Origin of the sequence: Mucilaginibacter calamicampi, assembly GCF_042676765.1 — a bacterium.
In the GTDB taxonomy this organism is placed as follows: Bacteria; Bacteroidota; Bacteroidia; order Sphingobacteriales; family Sphingobacteriaceae; genus Mucilaginibacter; species Mucilaginibacter calamicampi.
The window spans coordinates 275,320-297,845 of the sequence record NZ_JBHTHU010000001.1; the positions used below are offsets into that span (position 1 = coordinate 275,320).

At 42.4% G+C, this 22,526-nt stretch carries 22 protein-coding genes; 14 read left to right on the top strand and 8 right to left on the bottom strand.

Annotated elements, in window-relative coordinates; translation table 11 throughout:
• Positions 1-25 precede the first annotated feature (25 nt).
• From ACFQZS_RS01205 to ilvA, 3 genes are all read left to right on the top strand, one after another.
• Positions 26-1,543: an alpha-isopropylmalate synthase regulatory domain-containing protein gene (locus ACFQZS_RS01205; RefSeq protein ID WP_377096448.1), complete on the top strand. Its 1,518-nt coding sequence runs from the start codon at positions 26-28 to the stop codon at positions 1,541-1,543.
• Positions 1,544-1,669: 126 nt separating this feature from the next.
• A complete protein-coding gene (gene leuB / locus ACFQZS_RS01210; protein ID WP_377096451.1) occupies positions 1,670-2,728 on the top strand; it encodes a 3-isopropylmalate dehydrogenase in 1,059 nt (352 codons plus the stop codon).
• 153 nt (positions 2,729-2,881) lie between these two features.
• Positions 2,882-4,120 carry a threonine ammonia-lyase IlvA gene (gene ilvA / locus ACFQZS_RS01215; protein WP_377096454.1) on the top strand — a complete coding sequence of 413 codons (1,239 nt, stop codon included), beginning with the start codon at positions 2,882-2,884 and terminating at the stop codon, positions 4,118-4,120.
• Positions 4,121-4,122: 2 nt separating this feature from the next.
• Here ilvA and ACFQZS_RS01220 read toward each other — a convergent pair whose 3' ends face one another.
• The 4 genes from ACFQZS_RS01220 to atpD all read right to left on the bottom strand — a co-directional run bounded on the left by ACFQZS_RS01220 (position 4,123) and on the right by atpD (position 7,848).
• Positions 4,123-4,983, bottom strand: a complete 861-nt coding sequence (locus ACFQZS_RS01220; protein WP_377096457.1) for a sugar phosphate isomerase/epimerase family protein — start codon at positions 4,981-4,983, stop codon at positions 4,123-4,125.
• Between the two features lie 163 nt (positions 4,984-5,146).
• Positions 5,147-5,833: a hypothetical protein gene (locus ACFQZS_RS01225; RefSeq protein ID WP_377096459.1), complete on the bottom strand. Its 687-nt coding sequence runs from the start codon at positions 5,831-5,833 to the stop codon at positions 5,147-5,149.
• Between the two features lie 183 nt (positions 5,834-6,016).
• Complete coding sequence (gene atpC, locus ACFQZS_RS01230; RefSeq protein WP_377096462.1) at positions 6,017-6,268, bottom strand: ATP synthase F1 subunit epsilon; 252 nt, start codon at positions 6,266-6,268, stop codon at positions 6,017-6,019.
• 77 nt (positions 6,269-6,345) lie between these two features.
• A complete protein-coding gene (atpD, locus tag ACFQZS_RS01235) occupies positions 6,346-7,848 on the bottom strand; it encodes a F0F1 ATP synthase subunit beta (protein WP_377096465.1) in 1,503 nt (500 codons plus the stop codon).
• Between the two features lie 463 nt (positions 7,849-8,311).
• Here atpD and ACFQZS_RS01240 point away from each other — a divergent pair, with 463 nt between their 5' ends.
• Entirely contained in the window at positions 8,312-8,947 is a 636-nt protein-coding gene (locus ACFQZS_RS01240) for a hypothetical protein (protein WP_377096468.1), read from the top strand.
• 15 nt (positions 8,948-8,962) lie between these two features.
• Here the strand turns inward: ACFQZS_RS01240 and ACFQZS_RS01245 are convergent, their stop codons facing one another.
• Complete coding sequence (locus ACFQZS_RS01245; RefSeq protein ID WP_377096471.1) at positions 8,963-9,943, bottom strand: NAD(P)H-quinone oxidoreductase; 981 nt, start codon at positions 9,941-9,943, stop codon at positions 8,963-8,965.
• A gap of 441 nt (positions 9,944-10,384) precedes the next feature.
• Here ACFQZS_RS01245 and alaS point away from each other — a divergent pair, with 441 nt between their 5' ends.
• Entirely contained in the window at positions 10,385-13,066 is a 2,682-nt protein-coding gene (gene alaS, locus ACFQZS_RS01250) for an alanine--tRNA ligase (protein WP_377096474.1), read from the top strand.
• Between the two features lie 252 nt (positions 13,067-13,318).
• On the opposite strand, the gene ACFQZS_RS01255 is transcribed toward alaS, so the two are convergent.
• Together ACFQZS_RS01255 and ACFQZS_RS01260 are read right to left on the bottom strand one after the other, a co-directional pair.
• Complete coding sequence (locus ACFQZS_RS01255; protein ID WP_377096477.1) at positions 13,319-14,113, bottom strand: hypothetical protein; 795 nt, start codon at positions 14,111-14,113, stop codon at positions 13,319-13,321.
• Positions 14,114-14,193: 80 nt separating this feature from the next.
• The gene (locus tag ACFQZS_RS01260) at positions 14,194-14,808 is read right to left on the bottom strand and encodes a TetR/AcrR family transcriptional regulator (RefSeq protein ID WP_377096480.1); all 615 of its coding nucleotides are present in this window, start codon (positions 14,806-14,808) and stop codon (positions 14,194-14,196) included.
• Between the two features lie 230 nt (positions 14,809-15,038).
• Here ACFQZS_RS01260 and gatB point away from each other — a divergent pair, with 230 nt between their 5' ends.
• The 3 genes from gatB to ACFQZS_RS01275 all read left to right on the top strand — a co-directional run bounded on the left by gatB (position 15,039) and on the right by ACFQZS_RS01275 (position 18,415).
• The gene (gene gatB, locus ACFQZS_RS01265) at positions 15,039-16,508 is read left to right on the top strand and encodes an Asp-tRNA(Asn)/Glu-tRNA(Gln) amidotransferase subunit GatB (protein ID WP_377096483.1); all 1,470 of its coding nucleotides are present in this window, start codon (positions 15,039-15,041) and stop codon (positions 16,506-16,508) included.
• A complete protein-coding gene (locus tag ACFQZS_RS01270) occupies positions 16,505-17,632 on the top strand; it encodes a redoxin domain-containing protein (RefSeq protein WP_377096486.1) in 1,128 nt (375 codons plus the stop codon). Before gatB ends, ACFQZS_RS01270 begins: the two co-directional genes overlap by 4 nt.
• A gap of 93 nt (positions 17,633-17,725) precedes the next feature.
• Complete coding sequence (locus tag ACFQZS_RS01275) at positions 17,726-18,415, top strand: response regulator transcription factor (RefSeq protein WP_377096489.1); 690 nt, start codon at positions 17,726-17,728, stop codon at positions 18,413-18,415.
• A 49-nt stretch (positions 18,416-18,464) separates the two neighbouring features.
• On the opposite strand, the gene ACFQZS_RS01280 is transcribed toward ACFQZS_RS01275, so the two are convergent.
• Positions 18,465-18,929, bottom strand: coding sequence for a hypothetical protein (locus ACFQZS_RS01280; protein ID WP_377096492.1), 465 nt, complete (start codon positions 18,927-18,929; stop codon positions 18,465-18,467).
• Between the two features lie 208 nt (positions 18,930-19,137).
• On the opposite strand from ACFQZS_RS01280, the gene ACFQZS_RS01285 reads away from it, so the two are divergent.
• The 6 genes from ACFQZS_RS01285 to ACFQZS_RS01310 all read left to right on the top strand — a co-directional run bounded on the left by ACFQZS_RS01285 (position 19,138) and on the right by ACFQZS_RS01310 (position 22,379).
• Complete coding sequence (locus ACFQZS_RS01285) at positions 19,138-19,632, top strand: RNA polymerase sigma factor (RefSeq protein ID WP_377096495.1); 495 nt, start codon at positions 19,138-19,140, stop codon at positions 19,630-19,632.
• The gene (locus ACFQZS_RS01290; protein ID WP_377096498.1) at positions 19,616-20,254 is read left to right on the top strand and encodes a hypothetical protein; all 639 of its coding nucleotides are present in this window, start codon (positions 19,616-19,618) and stop codon (positions 20,252-20,254) included. Before ACFQZS_RS01285 ends, ACFQZS_RS01290 begins: the two co-directional genes overlap by 17 nt.
• Positions 20,255-20,303: 49 nt before the next feature.
• Complete coding sequence (locus ACFQZS_RS01295) at positions 20,304-20,507, top strand: hypothetical protein (protein WP_377096501.1); 204 nt, start codon at positions 20,304-20,306, stop codon at positions 20,505-20,507.
• A gap of 41 nt (positions 20,508-20,548) precedes the next feature.
• Positions 20,549-21,013, top strand: a complete 465-nt coding sequence (locus tag ACFQZS_RS01300) for a hypothetical protein (protein ID WP_377096504.1) — start codon at positions 20,549-20,551, stop codon at positions 21,011-21,013.
• 146 nt (positions 21,014-21,159) lie between these two features.
• Positions 21,160-21,885 carry an RluA family pseudouridine synthase gene (locus tag ACFQZS_RS01305; RefSeq protein WP_377096507.1) on the top strand — a complete coding sequence of 242 codons (726 nt, stop codon included), beginning with the start codon at positions 21,160-21,162 and terminating at the stop codon, positions 21,883-21,885.
• Positions 21,886-21,947: 62 nt separating this feature from the next.
• Entirely contained in the window at positions 21,948-22,379 is a 432-nt protein-coding gene (locus tag ACFQZS_RS01310; protein ID WP_377096510.1) for a hypothetical protein, read from the top strand.
• The last annotated feature ends 147 nt before the right edge of the window (positions 22,380-22,526 follow it).

Genomic DNA, 22,526 nt, shown 5'->3' on the forward strand with positions numbered 1-22,526 from the left:
GCCCTTTTACGTTATAAACCCAGCAATGGAAAAAAGAAGAATAGAGATAATGGATACCACACTCCGCGATGGGGAACAAACATCGGGGGTGTCGTTTTCTGTATCCGAAAAACTGACCATAGCGCAGCTGCTGCTGGAAGAACTGAAGGTTGATAGGGTAGAAGTTGCTTCCGCGCGCGTTTCTGATGGCGAATTCCAATCGGTTAAAACCATCGCCGCCTGGGCTACAGAGAACGGCTATTCAAACAATATTGAGGTACTCTCCTTTGTTGATAACGGCGTATCTGTAGATTGGATGTTGAGGGCCGGTGTAAAGGTGCAAAACCTGCTTACCAAAGGTTCGCTTAACCATTTAACGCATCAGCTTAAAAAAACACCCGAGCAACACTTTGCAGAGATAGCGCATGTAATACAACTGGCTGCAAGCAATGGTATTGCTACTAATGTGTATCTGGAAGACTGGAGTAACGGCATGCGCAATTCGCCGGATTACGTTTTTCAGTACCTGGACTTTTTAACACAGCAACCTGTTAAAAGGATAATGCTGCCTGATACGCTGGGCGTTTTAACTCCGCTGGAAACTTTCCTTTTCATCAGCAAAACTAAAGAGCGTTATCCGACGATTCACTTTGATTTTCATGCCCATAACGACTATGATCTGGGTACAGCGAATGTACTGGAAGCGGTAAAAGCCGGCATAAACGGCTTGCATTTAACGGTAAACGGGATGGGCGAGCGCGCGGGCAACGCGCCATTGGCCAGTGCCATTGCCGTATTGCACGACTTTGTTCCTGATGTTGTCGCGCAGATCTCAGAAACGTCTATTTATACCGTTAGTAAATTGGTCGAGACCTTTTCGGGCGTGCGTATACCATCTAACAAACCAATTGTTGGCGATAATGTGTTTACGCAAACAGCTGGCATCCACGCCGATGGCGATAATAAGAACAACCTCTATTTTAACGATCTGCTGCCTGAACGTTTTGGCCGTAAGCGCGAGTACGCCTTAGGTAAAACATCGGGCAAAGCCAATATCGAGAAAAACCTGCAGGAGTTGGGCCTGAAGCTGAATGATGCCGACCTGAAAAAAGTTACCCAGCGTGTTATTGAGTTGGGTGATAAAAAAGAGACGGTTACAAAAGAAGATCTGCCCTACATTATCTCTGACGTATTAGACAGTAGTCTGTATGAAGATAAGGTAAAGATCGACTCGTACGTTTTAATGCATGCTATGGGGCTGAGGCCTTCGGCAACACTTTCTATGGTAATCGATGGCGAAAGCTTTGAAGAAAACGCGCAGGGCGACGGACAATTTGATGCTTTTATGAACGCGTTAACAAAAGTTTATCATAAAAAAAACAGGGAATTGCCAAGACTTATAGATTATGCAGTACGTATAGCGCCGGGCAGTAGCTCCGACGCGTTGTGCGAAACTATCATCACCTGGGAAACCAGCGACCGCAAGTTTATAACCCGCGGCCTGGATTCAGATCAAACGGTATGCGCCATTAAAGCAACGCAGAAGATGCTGAACATAATTTAGTAAATATAGATCACGTCATGCTGAACTTGTTTCAGCATCCCACGGACAGGTCGCCGACTTTTCTAATGAGGTGCCGAAACAAGTTCGGCATGACAGTTAAATTGAACATCACATTAAAACTATACAATGAAATTAAACATCGCCCTTTTAGCAGGAGACGGAATTGGTCCTGAGGTTATAGATCAGGCAGTAAAAGTATCAAACGCGGTGGCCGCAAAATTCGGTCATGAAATTGCCTGGACATCAGGTTTAACAGGCGCTGCCGCTATTGACGCGGTGGGTGAGCCGTACCCTGACTCAACCCACGAAATTTGTATGGCTGCTGACGCTGTACTGTTCGGCGCTATTGGTCACCCACGTTTTGATAACGATCCGACCGCAAAAGTGCGCCCTGAACAAGGTTTGTTAAAAATGCGCAAAGCATTGGGCCTGTATGCTAACGTACGCCCAACGTTTACCTTCCCATCATTAATTGATAACTCACCGTTAAAGCGTGAGCGCATTGAAGGTACTGACCTTATTATTTTGCGCGAGCTTACCGGCGGCATTTATTTTGGCGCACGCGGTCGTTCAGAAGATGGCAATACAGCATATGATACCTGTACGTATACTAAAGATGAAGTAACCCGTTTAGCCAAGTTAGGCTTTGAACTGGCCATGACACGCGGTAAAAAATTGTGTTGTGTAGATAAAGCTAACGTATTGGAAACATCCCGCCTTTGGAGGCAAACCGTACAGGCCATGGAAAAAGATTATCCTGAAGTTACCGTAAGCTATGAGTTTGTTGACGCTGTTGCAATGCGTTTGGTACAATGGCCAAACAGCTATGATGTATTAATTACAGAAAACCTTTTTGGTGATATTTTGACCGATGAGGCATCAGTTATTTCCGGATCAATGGGATTAATGCCGTCGGCATCAAAAGGTGTTCATACCTCATTATATGAGCCTATACACGGTTCTTATCCGCAAGCTGCAGGCAAAGACATTGCTAACCCTTTAGCAACGGTATTATCAGCTGCTATGATGTTTGAGGATGCGTTTGGTTTGACAGAGGAAGCAGAAGCTATCCGTGTGGTAGTTAACAAATCATTAGCTGATGGTATTGTTACTGAAGACTTAGCAGGCAAAAACAAAGCTTACAAAACCAGCGAAGTTGGCGATTGGCTGGCGGAAAATTTATAGTGATTTGTTGATTGGTGATTAGAGATTAGTTCCCAATAGAAAAAAGTCATGCCGAACTTGTTTCAGCATCCCATAGACAGGTGAACGCCTGCTTAGCATGTGGGATGCTGAAACAAGTTCAGCATGACTTTCATTTTTAATATATTTACCCTCATGCATGATAAATTAAACTCAAAAGCGGCGGAGCAAAGGTTAAAAGGTATAGCCAAGCATACGCCGCTTATTTATCATCCCAAACTATCCGCTAAATACCAGGCCGAAATTTATTTAAAGCGCGAGGACCTGCAAGTGGTCCGCTCGTACAAACTGCGTGGGGCTTATAATATGATCAGCCAGCTTAGCGCTGATGAGTTAAATAGAGGTGTAGTTTGTGCCAGCGCGGGTAACCACGCACAAGGTGTGGCATTCTCGTGCAAAAAACTCGATATAAAAGGCGTAATTTTTATGCCCGAGATAACTCCCCGTCAAAAAGTGAAGCAAACAGAAATGTTTGGCGATGGCAATGTAGAGATCATCCTGGTTGGCGATACCTTTGATGATTGCCTGGCCGAAGCACTTAAATATACCGCTGAGCATAGCATGACCTTCGTTCCTCCATTTGATAACCTAAGCGTTATTGAAGGCCAGGGAACTGTTGGCGTTGAAATATTAGAAGATCTGCCCGGCGTGGAAGTTGTTATTATGCCCGTAGGTGGTGGTGGCCTTTCGGCAGGAGTGGGAACTTTTTTGAAGAATCAAAATGCCGGCATACAAATAATTGGTGTTGAACCCGATGGCGCACCATCGATGTTAAAAGCCATAGAAAATAAAGGGCCTGTTGCGCTGGATACAATTAACCGTTTTGTAGATGGTGCCGCGGTTAAACGTGTGGGCGATATAACCTATTCCATTTGTAAACAGGTATTAGATGATATGCTGACGGTTGCAGAAGGCAAAGTCTGCACTACAATACTGACATTATATAATGAGGATGCAATAGTTGTTGAACCCGCCGGGGCACTTTCTGTAGCGGCGTTGGATGCCTGCGCTGAGAAAATTCGCGGTAAGAAAGTGGTTTGCGTTATCAGTGGCGGTAATAATGACATTGACCGCATGGCGGAGATAAAGGAAAAGTCGTTATTATACGAGGGCCTAAAACATTATTTCATCGTCCGCTTTCCCCAACGTCCTGGAGCTTTAAAGCTTTTTGTTAACAATGTATTGGGCCATCATGATGATATTACCCGCTTTGAATTCATCAAAAAAACAGAAAAGGAGCAGGGCCCGGCATTGATAGGTATTGAACTAACTAACCGCGAAGACTATGAGGGGCTGCTGAAACGCATGAAGGATTACCGCTTTGATATTATAGAGCTTAACCGCGATCAAACTTTGTTTGAATACCTGGTATAGCGTTATTTCTTTAACCCTTGTAAATAAGCGATGCTTAGCGGAACCTGGGTTAAAGATGAACTGCTTTCATCTTCAATATAATAGTGCTTGATACCGGCTTTTTTGGCGGCCTTTATTACAGCGGGAATATCTATCTGCCCGGTGCCTAACACCACATCATTTTCTACAGATGTTCCGCCTGACAGGTTTCCCTGCACGCCTTTACGAAGATCCTTTAAATGCAAGGTTTTGTAGCGTTTAGGGTAATGTTTTATAAGTTCGGCGGGGTTCTGCCCGGGAAAAAATGCCCAGAGTATGTCTAACTCAAAGCTTACATAACGTTTGTCTGTGTTTTTAACAATGTAATCGTATAAAGTTCCGTCTTCATATGGCTCAAACTCAAAACCGTGGTTATGGTAAATAAAGGTAAGGCCGTACTTTTCTTTCAGCGTTTTACCAACGCAGTTAAACGTTTCTACAGCGCCTTTGGCATCTGCTAATGTAAATTTGCCTTTATGTGGTATAGCTGCAACCCGCACGTATATGGCACCTAGTTTTTTAGCATTGGCTGCTACAACTTCAGTTTTTTCAACGGCGTCCTCATAGTTTACACCGAATGATGAGCATTTTATTCCGCGCTCGTCCAATAATTTTCTGATATCATCAGCCGTGCGGCCAAAAAGATTAGAAAATTCAATATCGGTAATACCATTTTGTTTAACAATATCTAAGGTAGACGCCATATCCTTTTGAAAATCTTTCCGGTAGGTATACGATACAATGCCCGGAGCTTCAGGAAAAAGCGGTTTGCTTTTTTGAGCATGTACGGTCAATGAACCAAGCGTAAATAATGTTATTAAAAAGGTTTTTAAGGATGATCTCATAAAAAATAAATGGCAATGCTAATTTTTATTATGTAGTGTAGCCGTATACAGCTATACACTCCAGTATTTTTTGTATACAGTTATTTTAAGTTGCTGATTATTAGACATTAAAATTAACCAGATTGTTAAAAATAACCAAAAACAACCTGTAGTTGTATACGCCTTATTGTCCCGTCAAACTGCTTTGTTTGCGTTGTTCAGGCGTAAGCGCCTTATACCTTATATACGAATCGTTAATATAAGCTGCCAGTGTAGGGCCGCTGGTGCGTTGTATAAAATCATAAGTGGGCCGGTACATAGCCATAAACGTTTGCAGCTCATTGCCTCTTATCGGTATAAGGCTACTTACGTAAGCTATGCTAAAGGCGCGGTCAATTTCTCGTTCCTTTTCTTCCTGTGCAAAATATTTTTTCAGGCGACGGGCGTTCTTTGCTTCTTTAGAAAAAATGGTGCTTGGCGAAAGTATGTACACTTTGCTTTTGGTATAGATCTCCGGGTATTCTGTATGCGGATCAAAACTTTTTGACGAATTGATATTTACTTCTTTTAAAAGAGCAGGATTAACTTTTAGCCGGATGTTGAGGGACTGCGCATCAATAACCACCAATGTATCCGAAAGATAACCTGAGGATGAAAATATAAGCAGGTTGCCCACCGAGCCCTGAATTTCAAACTTGCCATCTGCTTCTGAAATGGTGATTTTATTTTTGGTTACGTTTTTTATAAATACGTCGCTCAAGCCCTTATCCGTGCCGGAATCTATCACTTTACCTTTTAAATAATCCTGGGCGTAGGCAGCGCTTACACTCAATAAAAGCAGCAGAGCGCCAATAAAAAATTTCGATCTCATAGGGCAGACGAATTATACGGTGAAATTAAGTATTATTTTGATGGCATGCCATCAGTAGTAAAAATTTAACAAAGGTGGTGCCAATATCCCATTTGACCTGTTGCTCATAATGACAAAAAAAAGCCTTTCCGATTCCGGAAAGGCTTTAAGATTTTAAACTCCCCCTTTAGGGGGCCGGGGGGCTTATTTATGCTCTATCCCTTCGGCTAAAACAACCACTTTATTGTTTGATGCTTCAACAACGCCGCCTTTAATAAAAAAAACGTCCTCCTGTTTACCCGCACCGCGAACGGTTAACTTACCATCCTTTAAAGTAGATATAATAGGAGCGTGGTGATTCAATATCTCAAAAAAACCCACAGTGCCCGGTAAAGTTACCGAAGTAGCTTCGCCTTCAAACACTTTTTTATCGGGAGTAAGAATTTCTAATGTCATTTTATAAGTTGTATGTTATAAGTTGTATGTTGTAGGTTAAAAGTCATACAACTTATAACCTACAACTTACAAAAAACTTATGCGTTTGCTTCAGCTAACAATTTCTTACCTTTTTCAATAGCATCTTCAATGCTGCCTACAAGGTTAAATGCTGCTTCAGGATATTCGTCAACCTGGCCATCCATAATCATGTTAAAGCCACGGATAGTTTCTTTAATATCAACCAATACACCTTTTAAGCCGGTAAACTGCTCGGCAACGTGGAACGGCTGAGAAAGGAAACGCTGAACACGGCGTGCGCGTGATACAACCAGTTTATCCTCTTCAGAAAGCTCGTCCATACCTAAAATGGCGATGATATCCTGTAACTCTTTGTAACGTTGTAAAATTTCTTTAACACGCTGAGCTGTGTTGTAGTGCTCATCACCTAATACAGCAGGGCTAAGGATACGTGAAGTTGAATCCAGTGGATCCACCGCTGGGTAAATACCTAACTCGGCAATTTTACGTGAAAGTACAGTAGTAGCATCTAAGTGGGCGAAGGTTGTGGCCGGCGCAGGGTCGGTCAAGTCATCCGCAGGTACGTATACCGCTTGTACTGATGTAATAGAGCCACGTTTGGTTGAAGTGATACGCTCCTGCATCACACCCATCTCTGTAGCTAATGTTGGCTGATAACCTACCGCTGATGGCATACGGCCTAACAACGCTGATACTTCAGATCCGGCTTGTGTAAAGCGGAAGATGTTATCAATAAAGAATAATATATCACGGCCTTTACCGTCAGCATCACCATCGCGGAAGTACTCAGCAATAGTTAATCCTGAAAGCGCCACACGTGCACGTGCACCGGGAGGCTCGTTCATTTGTCCGAAAACGAATGTTGCTTTTGATTCTTTTAAAGCAGCGGTGTCTACCTTAGATAGGTCCCAGCCGCCTTCTTCCATTGAGTGCATAAATGCATCGCCGTATTTGATAATGCCAGACTCAAGCATCTCGCGCAAAAGGTCATTACCTTCACGTGTACGCTCGCCTACACCTGCAAATACAGACAGACCATCATATGCTTTCGCAATATTGTTGATCAGTTCCTGGATCAATACGGTTTTACCTACACCGGCACCACCAAACAATCCAATTTTACCACCTTTAGAGTATGGCTCTAAAAGGTCAATTACTTTAATACCGGTAAACAATACCTCAGCCTCTGTTGATAGGTCCTCAAAACGAGGTGGCTCATTGTGAATAGGGCGACCGTTAGATTTATCCAGATCAGGGATACCGTCAATAGCATCACCAACCACGTTAAATACACGACCTTTAATATCATCGCCGACAGGCATTTTGATAGCTGTACCTAAGTCAATAACGTCCATACCGCGCAGTAAACCGTCGGTTGAATCCATTGCGATAGCGCGAACACGATCTTCGCCCAAATGCTGCTGAACCTCAAGAATTATCTTTTGGCCTGTTGATTTGGTGATCTCTAACGCGTTATAAATTCTGGGAAGGTGAGCATCAGCAAAGCTGACATCGACTACCGGACCGATGATCCGTGATATTTTTCCAATGTTTGGCATATATTACCTGGTAATTTTTAAATAAACTTTTTAAAAATAGAATAGCATCAACTATCCGCTATTTCAGGGCGCAAAGTTAAGATTTTTAACAAGATTTAAAATAGCTATTTAGAGATTTTTTTGGGATTGATAAACAAATATTAATAATTGAACGGAAGGGCGCAATTAACACTTCTATTGAGGTTCAAAATTTTAATTAGTCGTGTCCGAAAGAATGGTTACCATCAAAACTGCTTCCCCGGGGAAGGGTGGGGTGGGTTGTGAAATGGCGGGTAGGGGTTGTTGTGCAAATATAAAATGTTCTGTTAACCCCTTCCTCCTCCTCCCCCAAGGAAGGAATCGCACCGCCCAACGCTTCTTTTAAATCTTCCAAACACGCTTAATTTAAATTTAGGTGCTGCAATTTATTTTTTAGATTTTTTTTTCTCCTAAAAACTCGCATCTTTAAAAACCATTATAACCAATGCCTGATAAATCCCCATTTATAAAAATTACCTCATGGGTAATAATAGCTGTTTCTGTGGCTTCAATAGCCGGCTGGCTGTTTGATATTGAGTTGCTTAAAACCGCCCTGCCGGGTTTTCCCAGCATGAAAGTTAATACCGCCATTTGCCTTTTACTTTGCGGCACGGTAGCGTTATTTTTTATTGATGATGCTGAGAAGCACTTTAATATCATCATTCCACTTAACCTTATAGCCTTTGTGTTATCGGCACTTACTTTGTTTGAGTATGCCTTTGATGTGAATTTACGAATAGATGAATTTCTGGTTAAAGAAAGCGCGGCCGATGTCGCTCCGGGTAGAATGGCCTTAACATCGGCATCGTGCCTGGCCATGCTAACTATGGGCTTTGCTTTTGTTACCGCACAGGCACCAAAAATGTTTAACATGACGGCTCAGCTATTTTTTATGATCGTAGCATTTTTAGCAATTTTGGCTATAACCGGTTACATTTTTGATATGCCTTTTCTGCATAACCTATCCATGTCTAAATCTATGGCATTATTAACCGCGGGTTTATTGCTGCCGCAGTCTTTGGTGTACATGGCGCTGTTACGTAATAGTATTACCGATGATAACAGTAACTCACGGCGGTAATCTTCAATCTGCTAATTAAAATTCAAGCACTATCTTTCCCATGTGTTCGCTGCTTTCCATTAAGCTGTGGGCGGCTGCAGCCTGCGCGGCAGGGAAAGCTTTAAAAATAACGGGCTTTATTTTGCCCGATATTAAAAAGGGCCATACCTTTTCTTCAAGTTGACGCGCAACCGCGCTTTTAAAAGCAGTATCCCTAGGGCGCAGCATTGATCCTGTTATCAGCAGTCGCTTACGCATTACCAACGAAAGATCAATTGCTGCATTTTTACCTTTAACCGCGTTGATGATAACAAGCCGCCCTTCTTCTGCCAACGATTGTAAATTGAGCGGAGTATAATCGCCGCCAATGCTGTCCAGTATTAAATCAATTCCCCGGCCATTGGTAAGCTGTTTTACAACATCAGCAAAGTTTTCAGTTTTATAATTAATGGCCCTGTCGGCTCCCAGGCTTTCACAAAAGGCGCATTTATCAGCAGAGCCGGCCGTGGTGTAAACTGTAATGCCTAAAGCCTTTGCTATTTGTATGGCTGTGCTGCCAATGCCGCCCGAACCGCCGTGTACCAGCATACTATCCCCGGCCTTCAAAAAATCATCATTAAAAACATTGCTCCAAACGGTAAAGAAAGTTTCGGGCAATGATGCTGCTTCTGTAAAACTTAAATTTTCAGGAATTGGTAAACATTGCCCTTCGGGTACGTTACAATATTCGGCATAACCACCACAACTAACTAATGAGCAAACTTTATCGCCAACCTGCCAGCGACTTACTTTGCTGCCAATTGCAGCTATGGTACCGGCAATTTCCAGTCCGGGAATATCTGCAGGTGCACCATTGGGTGGAGGATAGTTACCTTTACGCTGAAAAATATCCGGGCGGTTTATGCCTGCGGCAGCAACTTTTATCAGTACCTCATTTTCGCCATACGCCGGAACAGGGCGTTCTTCAATTTGTAAAACTTCCGGTCCGCCGGGTTGGGTGATGATGATGGCTTGCATTTTTAAATATCACAAAAAATTATAAATCGGCGTCATTGCGAGGAACGAAGCAATCCCGAACTAGACAGGACGTGCATTATGCCGGTCATTTGGCGAGTTCTTAGCGCATGGCTTGTCGCGTGGTGCCGCTCATTGCCGCTAAGGCTAGTAGTTTTTCGCATATTGTTTTTATTTCTAAGGTGCTCAAGAAGGCTTCGCCGTTTACCTTAGATGCAAAGTAACCAAACATCAAGCCGAAAAAATCCTTCCCCGCTCAGGGCTTTTACCCGTGGCCCGCGTTTTTCGGCAGGCCTTTGCGCTCGCTCGTTACTTAGGTTGATATATTATATGTGTTAAATAAAACGATTATACATGTTTACAAAACTTTACATTATTGCGCAAAAATTCACACTTTTGCACTCAAAGTATAGTAGTACACTATATTAAATAGATATTTTGATAATGACCGCTAACGAGATACGCCAGGCTTTTCTTGATTTTTTTGCATCCAAAGGGCACACCATTGTACCCTCTGCACCCATAGTTGTTAAAAACGACCCTACGCTGATGTTCACCAATGCCGGAATGAATCAGTTTAAGGATATATTTTTAGGCGAAGCGCCTGCTAAATCGGCGCGTGTGGCAGATACACAACGTTGTTTGCGTGTATCCGGCAAGCATAACGACCTGGAGGAAGTAGGTATTGATACCTACCACCATACGATGTTTGAAATGCTGGGCAACTGGAGCTTTGGCGACTATTTTAAAAAGGAAGCCATTGAGTGGAGCTGGGAACTTTTAACCAAAGTTTACGGTATTGATAAAGACCGCCTGTACGTTACCATTTTTGAAGGTGATGAAAAGCAAAACCTGCCTAAAGACCAGGAAGCTTATGACTTTTGGAAGCAACAGGGCGTACCCGAAAGCCACATTTTGTTAGGCAATAAGAAAGATAACTTTTGGGAAATGGGCGAGACAGGTCCGTGTGGGCCGTGTTCCGAAATTCACTACGATAACCGCTCTAACGAAGAGCGCGCAAAGGTTGACGGTGCTACCTTAGTTAATGCTGATGACCCGCAGGTTATTGAGATCTGGAACAACGTATTTATGCAGTTTAACCGTTTAAAGGATGGTTCGCTGCAGGAGCTGCCTGCACAGCATGTAGATACAGGGATGGGTTTTGAGCGTTTGGTGCGGGTGTTGCAAGGCAAATCATCTAACTATGATACAGATGTATTTACGCCGATAATTGATTTTATTGCTGGGAGATCAGGCATCAAATATAATGCTGCCGCCGAGCCCGGCGATGCAGATTGGGGCACCGCTGTAGCCATGCGGGTGCTGTCTGATCATATCCGTGCCGTTAGCTTTGCCATTGCAGATGGGCAGTTGCCATCTAATAATAAAGCAGGTTATGTTATCCGCAGGATATTACGCAGGGCAGTTAGATATTCCTATCAGAACTTAGGATTTAAGGAGCCATTTATCAATCAATTGGTGCCTTTGCTTGCCGAGCAGTTTAAGGGAGTATTTGATGAATTATATAGCCAGAGGGATTTTGTGCAGAAGGTGGTTTTGGAGGAAGAGTCATCGTTCCTTAGAACATTAGAAAAAGGCATTGCTTTGTTTGATAAAGCCGCATTGCTTGCAGGTTGGCAATTTGGAGATAAGCCTTTCGACCCAACTAAAACTCCGGACCCTATAGATGGCGGTTATGCTTTTGAGTTATCGGATACTTACGGTTTTCCGATCGACTTAACGGAACTTATGGCCAGAGAGCGTGGTATGAATGTCGATATGGAAGGATTCAATAAAGCCCTTGAAGCTCAAAAATCCCGCTCCCGCGCTGCATCAGCTGTTGATACCGGCGACTGGGTTGTTTTAAAAGAGGATGATACCGTTGAGTTTACCGGCTATGATGAAACGCAAACCATTGCCCATATTGTAAAATACCGCAAGGTAACCGCAAAGGGTAAAGACCAATACCAGATAGTATTAGATAAAACACCTTTTTATGCTGAAAGCGGCGGGCAGGTAGGGGACAAGGGCGAACTGGTTTTCCCGGATGGGGAGGTAGTTTACGTTACCGATACCAAAAAAGAGAACGGCCTGATTGTTCACTACGTGGATAAACTGCCCGAAGATATTGACGATGCCTTAACAGCCATTGTTGAAAAGAGCCTGCGCACCAGCATCATGAACAACCATAGCGCTACGCACCTGTTGCATGCTGCTATGAAAAACGTTTTGGGTACGCATGTAAACCAAAAAGGTTCATTGGTTAATGCGGAGTACCTGCGTTTTGACTTTTCGCACTTTGCCAAAGTTACCGACGAGGAACTGGCGCAGATAGAAGCGATAGTTAACGAAAAGATCCGTGCCAACATCGCCTTAAAAGAGGAGCGTAATGTACCTTATGATATTGCCATCAGCAGCGGCGTAACCGCCCTGTTTGGCGAAAAATATGGCGATTATGTGCGGGTTATCACATTTGATGAAACCTTCAGCAAGGAGCTTTGCGGCGGTACCCACGTGCCGGCAACAGGAGCTATAGGTTACTTTAAAATCATATCAGAAAGCGCTGTTGCCGCCGGTGTTCGCCGTATAGAGGCTATTACCGGCATTGCTGCCGAGCAATATATCATTGCACAAAGCAAGTTGCTGAATGATCTGAAGGAATTATTGAAGAATCCAAAAGACATCAGCAAAAGTGTTGAAGGCTTAATAGATGAGAACAATCGCCTTAAAAAGGAAATAGAGAAAAGCATATTAGAGAAATCATCCGGATTAAAAGATGAATTGGCTAAAAAGGCGGAAAACATAAACGGCATTAATTTCATCGCCCAAAAAGTTGATCTGCCTAATGCCGACGCGGTAAAAAACCTGGCTTATCAGCTAAAAGATATTGTGTCTGACCTGTTCCTGGTGCTGGTTGCCGCCACAGATGGTAAACCCAGCATTACAGTGATGATTGCTGAAAACCTGGTAAGAGACAAAGGCCTTGATGCCGGCAAAATAGTACGCGAACTGGCCAAAGAGATCCAGGGCGGCGGCGGCGGTCAGCCATTTTTTGCCACCGCGGGTGGTAAAGATTTGAGTGGTTTGGACAGGGTGTTAGAGAAGGCGAGAGGGATAATATCATAATAATTTTCTTCTTAGAAAATTTTCTTTCATCCTATTCCTCTTGTCATTTCTATAGAGCACAGGGGGCTTTGTGCATTGGCGCGAAAGAGAAATCTTTTCGAAGCGATAAGCCGTCGCTTATGTCAACCTGAGTTAATCGATAAAGCGGAAAGGGCGGCTTATCGCTTCGAAAAGATTTCTCCAGCGCCCTCTCGCACAATCCTATGCTTCGCTTGTCGAAATGACAAATTGCGTATTACCTATTAACACACCTCAGCCCTGCAAAACCACTTTGGGCAACTTTTCCGCTATTAGCGGTTTTCCTTTCAAGGCCTGTATCAATACCAGCAAAGCCAATAAACCATACAACGCGCTTACCAAAAGCACAGCAGCAACACTATGCAAAACATAAAATGATAGTAAAGGTAATACCTGCAATGCATGCATGCCCACAAAATGCGCTATGCGGGCATCGCCAAATTTTTTGCTCCAGTTAAGCAGTGGCAAACCCTCATCGCCGTCTGGTCCGCCGATGGTATGAGCCATCCGGCTGCCCATTAATCCGCCCTCGAAAGCAAATACCACAAATATAAATATCCCCATACGTATGCCCCATAGGTAGTGCAATGGTATTAACGGTACCGGCCGGATACAAAATAAAACACCCAGGTAAGCTGTCCATAAGGTGACAACGCTTATAGCAATGCCCATTGCCGCAAACATAGCGATGTTAAACGGTGAGCTTCGGTTAAAGTGCGATAGTTGCCCCTGGGCTGCACGCAGCGTAATATAAAAAAGTTCAAACCCCAATAAAGCAATTGATACCCAGGTGTAAAGCGTTGTCTGTTCTGACATTTGCAAATAAAATAGCAGCCAACCCATTGTCCAGCAAAAAATGCCTATGGATAAGGCAAACTTAAACGGTTTGTGCCATGCATTTACATTGTTAACCCTTAAGTGCGAAAATCTGCTGTTCAGCAAAAAAAGCGCCGAGCAAATGAAGCAAACCAGGCCGCTGTAAAAGAGGGGTTCGTTTCTCAGTTTTAAAATTTCAAAAAAGTTGTTCATAACTGTTGGATTTATGTTCTTAAAATTTACTGATCATTGTTTATTTAATGAACTATGTTCATTAATGGTTAAAAAAAATATTACTTTCTGATAAGTATTAAAAATTCTTCAAAGGCAGCTTTTACAATATCATCACCATTCTCCTGGCATACACTGCCTGCCCGCTTGCTGATGTGTAAACTGCACATGCCGTGTACCACGCTCCATATCATAAACGTTAATGCCGCTGCAGAGTGCCCTTTAAAATAATCAGCTGCAATACAGGCCTGCACGGTATTTTTTAAAGCATCAAATGCAGAGCGTCCCTCGTTCCATTCTTCATTGTCTTTTGAATCAAGAAATTCCATCGGGGCTTTTAAGGTGAACATGAGTTCGTACATATCAGGGTTTTCCAATGCAAAAGCTATGTAAAGTCTGCCCATAGCTATTAACCGCTCCATGGGGTTATGCACATTTTGTAATGCACTAAATTGTAAGCCCAATTGAGAGAACCCCTGCGTATGCAGCGCATTCAGTATTTCGTTCTTATCTTTAAAATAAACATATACTGTGCCTATACTGTAATCAATACTTTTGGCAATGGCGCGTATGGTGGTTTGCTCCACGCCGTTTTCTACAAACAGTTTTTTCGCGCTGTCCAGTATCAGCGATCTCAGTATTTCCTTTTCTCTAATTTTGCGTTCGGCGGTACCCATATTATATATTAATACAAATATAAATGAACATTGTTCAAAAAATAAAATTTATTTTCTATTTATTTAAACGAATGTCTTTTAACGCTAAATTGAAGTGTAGTTAAATTTGGTGTATACAACACGTTATATAGTATAAAATAACAGCGTAGGGAGCATCATTTGGGTGGTTTAAGTTGAAAATTTATATATTTGAAAGCTATAGGCAATAATTATTGTCGATATTTTATTTTATGACGATTTTGACAGGCGAAATAGGCGAAAAATATGAATTAGTTGTCGGATTAGAGGTTCACGCGCAATTATCAACCCAAAGTAAAGCTTTTTCATCAGATTCGGCCACTTTTGGCGCCGAGCCTAACCACCACATAAGTGCTATTTCATTAGGTCACCCGGGCACTTTGCCGCGTATTAACAAGCGCATGGTAGAGTACGCGGTTAAAATGGGCCTTGCCTGTAATTGCACCATAAATCTCAATAACCATTTTGCCCGTAAAAATTATTTTTACGCTGATCTGCCTAAAGGTTACCAGATCTCGCAGGATCAGCAGCCTATCTGTTTGGGCGGCGAAATAACTGTTAAACTATCTAACGGTACTACAAAAGATATCGCCATACATCACATCCACATGGAAGAAGATGCGGGCAAAAGCATGCACGATAGTGTGTGCGACGATTCCTTTATTGACCTTAACCGCGCGGGCGTTCCTTTATTAGAGATCGTATCTGAGCCGGATATGCGCAGCGCCGAAGAGGCCGGTCAATATCTAACAGAAGTGCGTAAATTGCTGCGCTATCTTGACGTTTGCGATGGCAATATGGAAGAAGGCAGCATGCGTTGCGACGCCAATATCTCTGTGAGGCTAAGAGGCGCTACCGAATACGGCAACCGTTGCGAGGTAAAGAACCTGAACTCTATACGCAACGTGCAGCGTGCTATTGAGCACGAGTTTGAACGCCAGGTGCGTGTTATTGAGGCAGGTGGACACATAGATCAAAACACCCTTAACTTTAATGCAGATACCGGCGAAACGTCTGTTTTACGCAGCAAGGAAATGGCAAATGATTACCGCTATTTCCCCGAGCCTGATTTGATGCCCTTGGTATTGGATGACGCTTTTGTTGATAGCATCCGCAAAACTTTACCGGCCTTACCTAATCAGCTGCAGAAAAAGTATACAGATACGCTGGGCTTAAGTGAGTACGATGCATCTGTAATAACGGCTGATAAGGATGTCGCTTTATATTTTGAGGAGCTAATAAAACATACCTCTAATTACAAAGCTGCAGTGCACCTGTTAATGGGGCCGGTTAAATCGCATCTGAACGAGACTGGCGAAAATATAAGCAACCTGCACCTGCGCCCACAGAATTTGGCGGGAATAATTAAATTAATAGACGCCGGATCAATTAATAATACAGTAGCTTCGCATAAATTGTTCCCCGCCATGCTGGCATCGCCGGGTAAAACTGCCGAGCAGTTGGCAACGGAACTTAATTTATTAATAACAGCCGACAGCGACGATGTAAGCGAGTTTATCCGCGAAGCATTGGCAAAGTTCCCTGATAAAGTAACAGAATATAAAAAAGGGAAAAAAGGCGTTTTAGGTTTGTTTATGGGCGAGATAATGAAACGCTCAAACGGAAAGATCGATCCGCAGAAAACAAACCAGCTACTGATAAAAGAATTAGAAACAAAATGAAGATACGCAATCTCATCTGCCTGTTAGCTGTTTTTAGCATCGCTTCCGGCTGTGTTCAAAACGCCGATTTTACCTTGTCGGGACAAATTAAAAATGCGGGTGATGCTAAGAAGATCTATCTTTTAGAGGCCGGTGCAACCCGGGTAACCATAAGCGACTCAGCTGCTTTAGATGCAGAGGGTAAATTTCAGTTCAAACATTTTACACCTTACGCCAACCTTTACAAGTTGCGCATAGGCGGTTTCTTTTTTGACCTGATAGCTGAAAATGGCGACAAAATTGAGTTTTCTACCGATATGAATGATGAAAAGCATCTTTACACGGTTAAAGGCTCTGAAAACTCAGAAAAAATACAGGAATTTAACAAGATAAGCGCCTTTTACGGGGATAAGAATACCCAATTAGACGAGCAATACCAGGCAGAGGCTGAGAAGGCAGGTAAAGAAACTGCGGAGCTTACCAATAAATTTATTCCCCTGTACCGTAAAAATGTGCAGGATTACAGCAACGCTTTAATAGATTTTAAGGATAAGAACGAAGCTTCTCCGGCTTCATTCTACGCCATGGTATCGTTAGATAGCTCGCGTTACGAGCAGCAATTGATAGCTTACGCCGAAAAGTTGAAGGAGAAAAAATACTTTACCGATAACCCCGGCGTACAGGCTTTTATAAGCAGAATGATGGCCGCCAAACCGGTGTCTGTTGGCCAGAAAGCGCCTGAATTTGCTATCAGAGGATTGGATGATAAGCCGGTTAAATTATCAGATTACAAAGGCAAATACGTAATGCTTGATTTTTGGGCATCGTGGTGCGGACCTTGCAGACAGGAAAATCCTAACGTTGTAAAACAATACAATCTTTATAAAGATAAGGGCTTTAATATACTCGGCATTTCGCTTGATGAGGAAAAAGATCTGTGGCGCAAAGCTATTGAGGCAGATAAATTAACCTGGAAGCACGCTTCGGAGTTAAAGAGCTTTGAGGGCGGAACACCGTCGCTTTACAGAGTGTATGCTATTCCTTCAAATTTCATAATTGATCCTCAAGGCGTTATAGTGGCAAAAAATATATCAGGCACTGATCTTGAAGATTTTTTAAAGAAAACATTTACCAAGGCTCAATAGAATGTTAAAATAAAGTACTTTTTAACAATTTGTTAATATTGAGTTAACCATAATCTTCTTTTAAGCTTATACTTTTACTCAAAAAAATTGTTAATGAGCAACACTACCAAACAGAAGATATTAATTGTTGATGATGAGCCTGATATTTTAGAGCTTATTGAGTACAATTTAAAGAAGGAAGGCTACCAGGTTTATTTGGCTCATAATGGCCAGGAGGCTGTTGCCGAAGCCAAACGTTCACTACCCGATCTGATCGTTCTTGATATTATGATGCCTAAGATGGATGGCATTGAAGCCTGCCGTATTATGCGCACCATGCCCGAGTTTAAGAATACCTTTATGGTGTTTTTAACTGCCCGCAGCGAAGAATATTCAGAAATAGCAGGTTTTAACGTTGGCGCCGACGATTATATAGCTAAGCCCATTAAACCACGCGCGCTGGTTAGCCGCATAAACGCCATCCTGCGCCGTAACGCGCCTGTTGAGGACGTGACAGATAACAAGCTGGAAATTGGCCCGCTGGTTATTGACCGCGAAGCTTATTTGGTTTATAAGGACGGTCAGAAAGTGGTACTGGCAAAAAAAGAGTTTGAACTGCTTTACCTGCTGGCATCAAAACCAGGCAAAGTATATACCCGCGAGGTGATACTTAAAAACATCTGGGAAGACTCGGTTGTAGTAACCAACCGTACTATTGATGTACACATTAGAAAGCTAAGAGAGAAACTGGGCGACGATGTAGTTGCAACTGTAAAAGGTGTAGGCTACAAATTTGAAGCATAAACAACAAAGGCCCCGAATTTCGGGGCCTTTGTTGTTTATATACTTTGCGTTATAGCATTGGTTTGCGTTTAGCAGCAGGCTTTTTGGCAGCGGTGCTTTTGGCGGCGCTTGCTTTAGGTGCAGCTGTTTCTGCTTTCACTGTTTTTACTTTTGCATCGGCTTTCTTTTTAACGTCGGCTGCAGCTGCTTTGGCTTTGGTGGTTATGGCTTTAGCCTTGGTTTCTGCCTTGGCTTTAACATCCTCAACTTTAGCTTTAGTATCTTTAACTGCTGCTTTGGCTTTTGATGCTACTTTTGTCGCTTCGTTTTTAACTGAAGCCTTAGCTGTTGTAACTTTACGCGCGGCAGCTCTTTTCTTTGGCGCGACAGCCTTTTTAAGGTCGTCAATTTTTTCTTCGGCAACGTCTTTTACGTCTTCGGCTGTGTCTTTAGTGCCTTCCCACAGCTCCTCCAATGTTTCTTTAACCTTCTCAAAAAATCCTTTTTCTTCAGGTTCGGTTTTTTTATAACTCATGTTTTTATAGATAGATATTGTTTTTCAAGGTTATAACCAACAGAAGAAGGGTTTTGTTTTTATTTTAACATTCCACCATCTGCTTAAAAAAAATCAAGAGGGTGTTATATTCTTCAAGTTAAGCCACTAATAACAAAAACATTATATACAAGTTGATCTGGCTTGTTTATTAAGTTTGATCAATTAGAACCAGCAGGCAACACAAACATTGAGTACCGATTTTTACAAAGCTTCAATTTTACCATTCGCGGCAAGCATCGTTAAAATCTGCAGGGCGTATACCAACTCGCAGGAAGATTTTGAGGATTACTACCAGGAGGTTTGCCTGCAGATATGGAGAAGCAGAGATAATTTTCGTGAGCAGTGCAAATGGTCAACGTGGGTTTACCGCATAGCTTTAAACGTTTGTTTAACCTTATTAAAAAAACAAAAAAGAAACGGGCAAACGTATTTTACTTCTGACGTTTTACCCGATACGATAACAACCGAAAACAAAGCGTTTAAAAATGAGCATCTCAATCAGCTGTATATTGCTATAAGACGGTTGTCAGAAATAGACAGGGCGGTTATTCTTCTGTACCTGGAGGAAAAACCTTATGAGGAGATTGCCGACATACTAAATACAAACGCTCTTAACATAGCTGTACGGGTGGGTAGAATTAAGGAACGATTAAAAAAAATATTGAATGGAAACCTCAATTGAAAATATTTGGAAAGAAGGCTTTTTAGACGAAAGTAGTTTGGTTGTCCCTCAAATAAACGACCTCTACAATCAAAAATCAATACACGCTGTGGATGGTGTAAAAAGGATGTATCGCATAAATCAGGTTGTGATTGTGGCTATGGCGCTGGTTTTTCCGGTTGTGCATTACTTTGTAGATGCACTTTGGCAGGGTTTTGCCTGCTCTGTATTATTGCTGCTTACAGTCTGGTACAATAACAGCCTTGCCCGCAACATCAAAACATTACATCAGGGTGCTAACAGTTATGACTATCTGCAATCATTCAATAATTGGCTTAAAGATGTTGAGCTTAAGAGTAAAAAAATAGCACGTTTATCGTATCCGCTGTATGTTGTTATTGGTTTGAGTACAATTTGGTCTGCCTGGAATAAACAGGGAATGACCCAAGCGTTACAGCAAAACTATCCGGCCTTAAACATCCCAATAATTGCGCTAACCATTGCCGTTATAATGGTGTTGCTGATGTTTTATTTTTCTATTAAAATTTATAAATGGGAAGTGCGGGTAATGTATGGGCGGGTATTGGAGAAGCTGGAAGACACAATTGCTGATATGGAAAAGTTAAAACGGGGTGCAGAATAGCCTCCGAATGAAAATATAGTTTACTACTGAAATCAAATAAAATAAGACAATGAAAAAAAACACCAACACAGTGCTCAGAAATTTTAATATCGCAAGCGCAATAATATGGGCCTGTACAATAATTGGTTGCGCGTTGATACTTAAAGAAAACTTTACAAAAGTATCTATACTGCTTTCTACCGCCGCGGCAGTACACGTACTATTTACGAATGCGATACTGGCCAAATGCAAAAATGAAGTAAGCGAAGCGTAAAGCTGAAAATGCGAAAGATGTGAACTTAAAATAGCAATACAATGAAAATTCAATGTATCAACTCAAAAACCTTTGAACTTACGGATGGTTCAGAACGGTCTGGACAAATAATTTATGATAGTTTGTTTTCTTATAAAGCCCATATTATAATGGGTAAAGATGAATATGAGATTAACCCAAGCGGGATTTTTAGCACCACCATTTGTGTGACAAAGAATGGAACCGAGGTAGCAAATATGCAGATGAATTGGAAAGGGCATATTATAATTTCGTTTACAAACGGCGAGGAGTATTTAGTAAGGGCAACCGGAACTTTCCTGAATAAGTTTGTAGTTGAAAACAAAGACCATCAAAAACTAATGATGTTTGATTCTGATATCAATTGGTCAAAACTCAGTTATAATTACAATATATTATTTGATGATAAACCAAAGGATATTTTATTGATTTTGCTGGCTGCTTATTCAGCTAATTATAATATGGCCTTAATGTCTGCAGCAATGTGATCTTTTGATATTAAGCGGGATTTACAATCGCCCAAGCTGAAAATTGTTTTTAAGATGTCATCATAATAAAAACAGGTATAACTTCAATCTCCTGTTTAAAGCGGTTTTAAATTATTAACCGTATTTTTGCCGGCTAATACAAAAGCATGAAGATACCCAAGTTTGCCGACCTGATATTGTTTGAGGATGATGATTTGATAGTGATAAACAAGCCGGCTTTTATCAGCTCGCTGGATGAGCGGGGAGAGGGTAGCAGCGATATCAGTATTCTGCGGATGGCAAAAGCATACGCTGATGATGCGCAGATCTGCCATCGTTTGGACAAAGAGACCTCTGGATCACTGATCATTGCTAAAAATCCGGAAGCATACCGCCATGTATCCATGCAGTTTGAAAAACGGCAGGTAAATAAAGTTTATCACGCGGTGATAGATGGAACCCACGTTTTTGATAACCTGCTGGTTGACTTGCCGATACTGAACGTTGGTAAAGGCACGGTAACTATAAGCAGGCAGGAGGGCAAACGTGCCGAAACCTGGTTCCAATCTCTTAAATTTTTTAAACATTATACTTTGGTAGAATGCCGCCCGGTAACGGGTCGTATGCACCAGATCCGCATCCACCTGGCTACCCAGCGCGCATCAATAGCAGGAGATGAAATGTACAAAGGCAAGCCTGTTTTCCTGTCGGCCATAAAGCGTAAATACCACTTAGGCAAGGAACAGGAAGAACTGCCTATTATGAAGCGTTTTGCCCTTCATGCCTATCAGGTTACCTTTAAAGTATTAAATGGCACAGACGTTACCATACACGCGCCATATCCAAAGGATTTTGAGACCTTATTGAAGTTGTTGGAGAAGTTTGATAGTTAATGTAGCGTTAAGTTTTAGTCGCTTATCGCTTGGTTAGTCCGACGCTTCTGGCTTGCCCCGCTATGGCCGCGGAGGCCTTTTTTCTTTTTCTTGATAAAAAGAAACAAAAATCAAGTCAGCAGAGAGGCTTCTTTGCCGCACACGGCCTTTGCCCTGCAAATCAGGTAAAACCGCGGGCTGTAAAATTTTGCCCCGCTGTCGCTCCCACCTGGCCTACGCTTCAGCAAAAAATTACTATGCCCCTGCCCACGCACGGGCCATCAGTTTTTCCTGCTTTCATCCGAAGCTTATCTGCTGACGAATTTCGTTTCAATAATAATCTGGTTCAGACAATTGCGCGGAGTTTCTTACGCGCTTGGCTTGCCCCGCTATGGCCGCGGAAGCCTTTGTTCTTTTTTCTTGATAAAAAAGAACCAAAAAATCAAGTCAGCAGAGAGGCTTCTTTGCCGCACAGGGCCTTTGCCCTGCAAATCAGGAAAAACCACGGGCTGTAAAATTTTGCCCCGCTGTCGCTCCCACCTGGCCTACGCTTCAGCAAAAAATTACTATGCCCTTCCCTGCGCACGGGCCATCAGTTTTTCCTGATTTCGCCCGAAGCTTATCTGCTGACAAATCCATCAAATAAAATCATTGTGCATAAT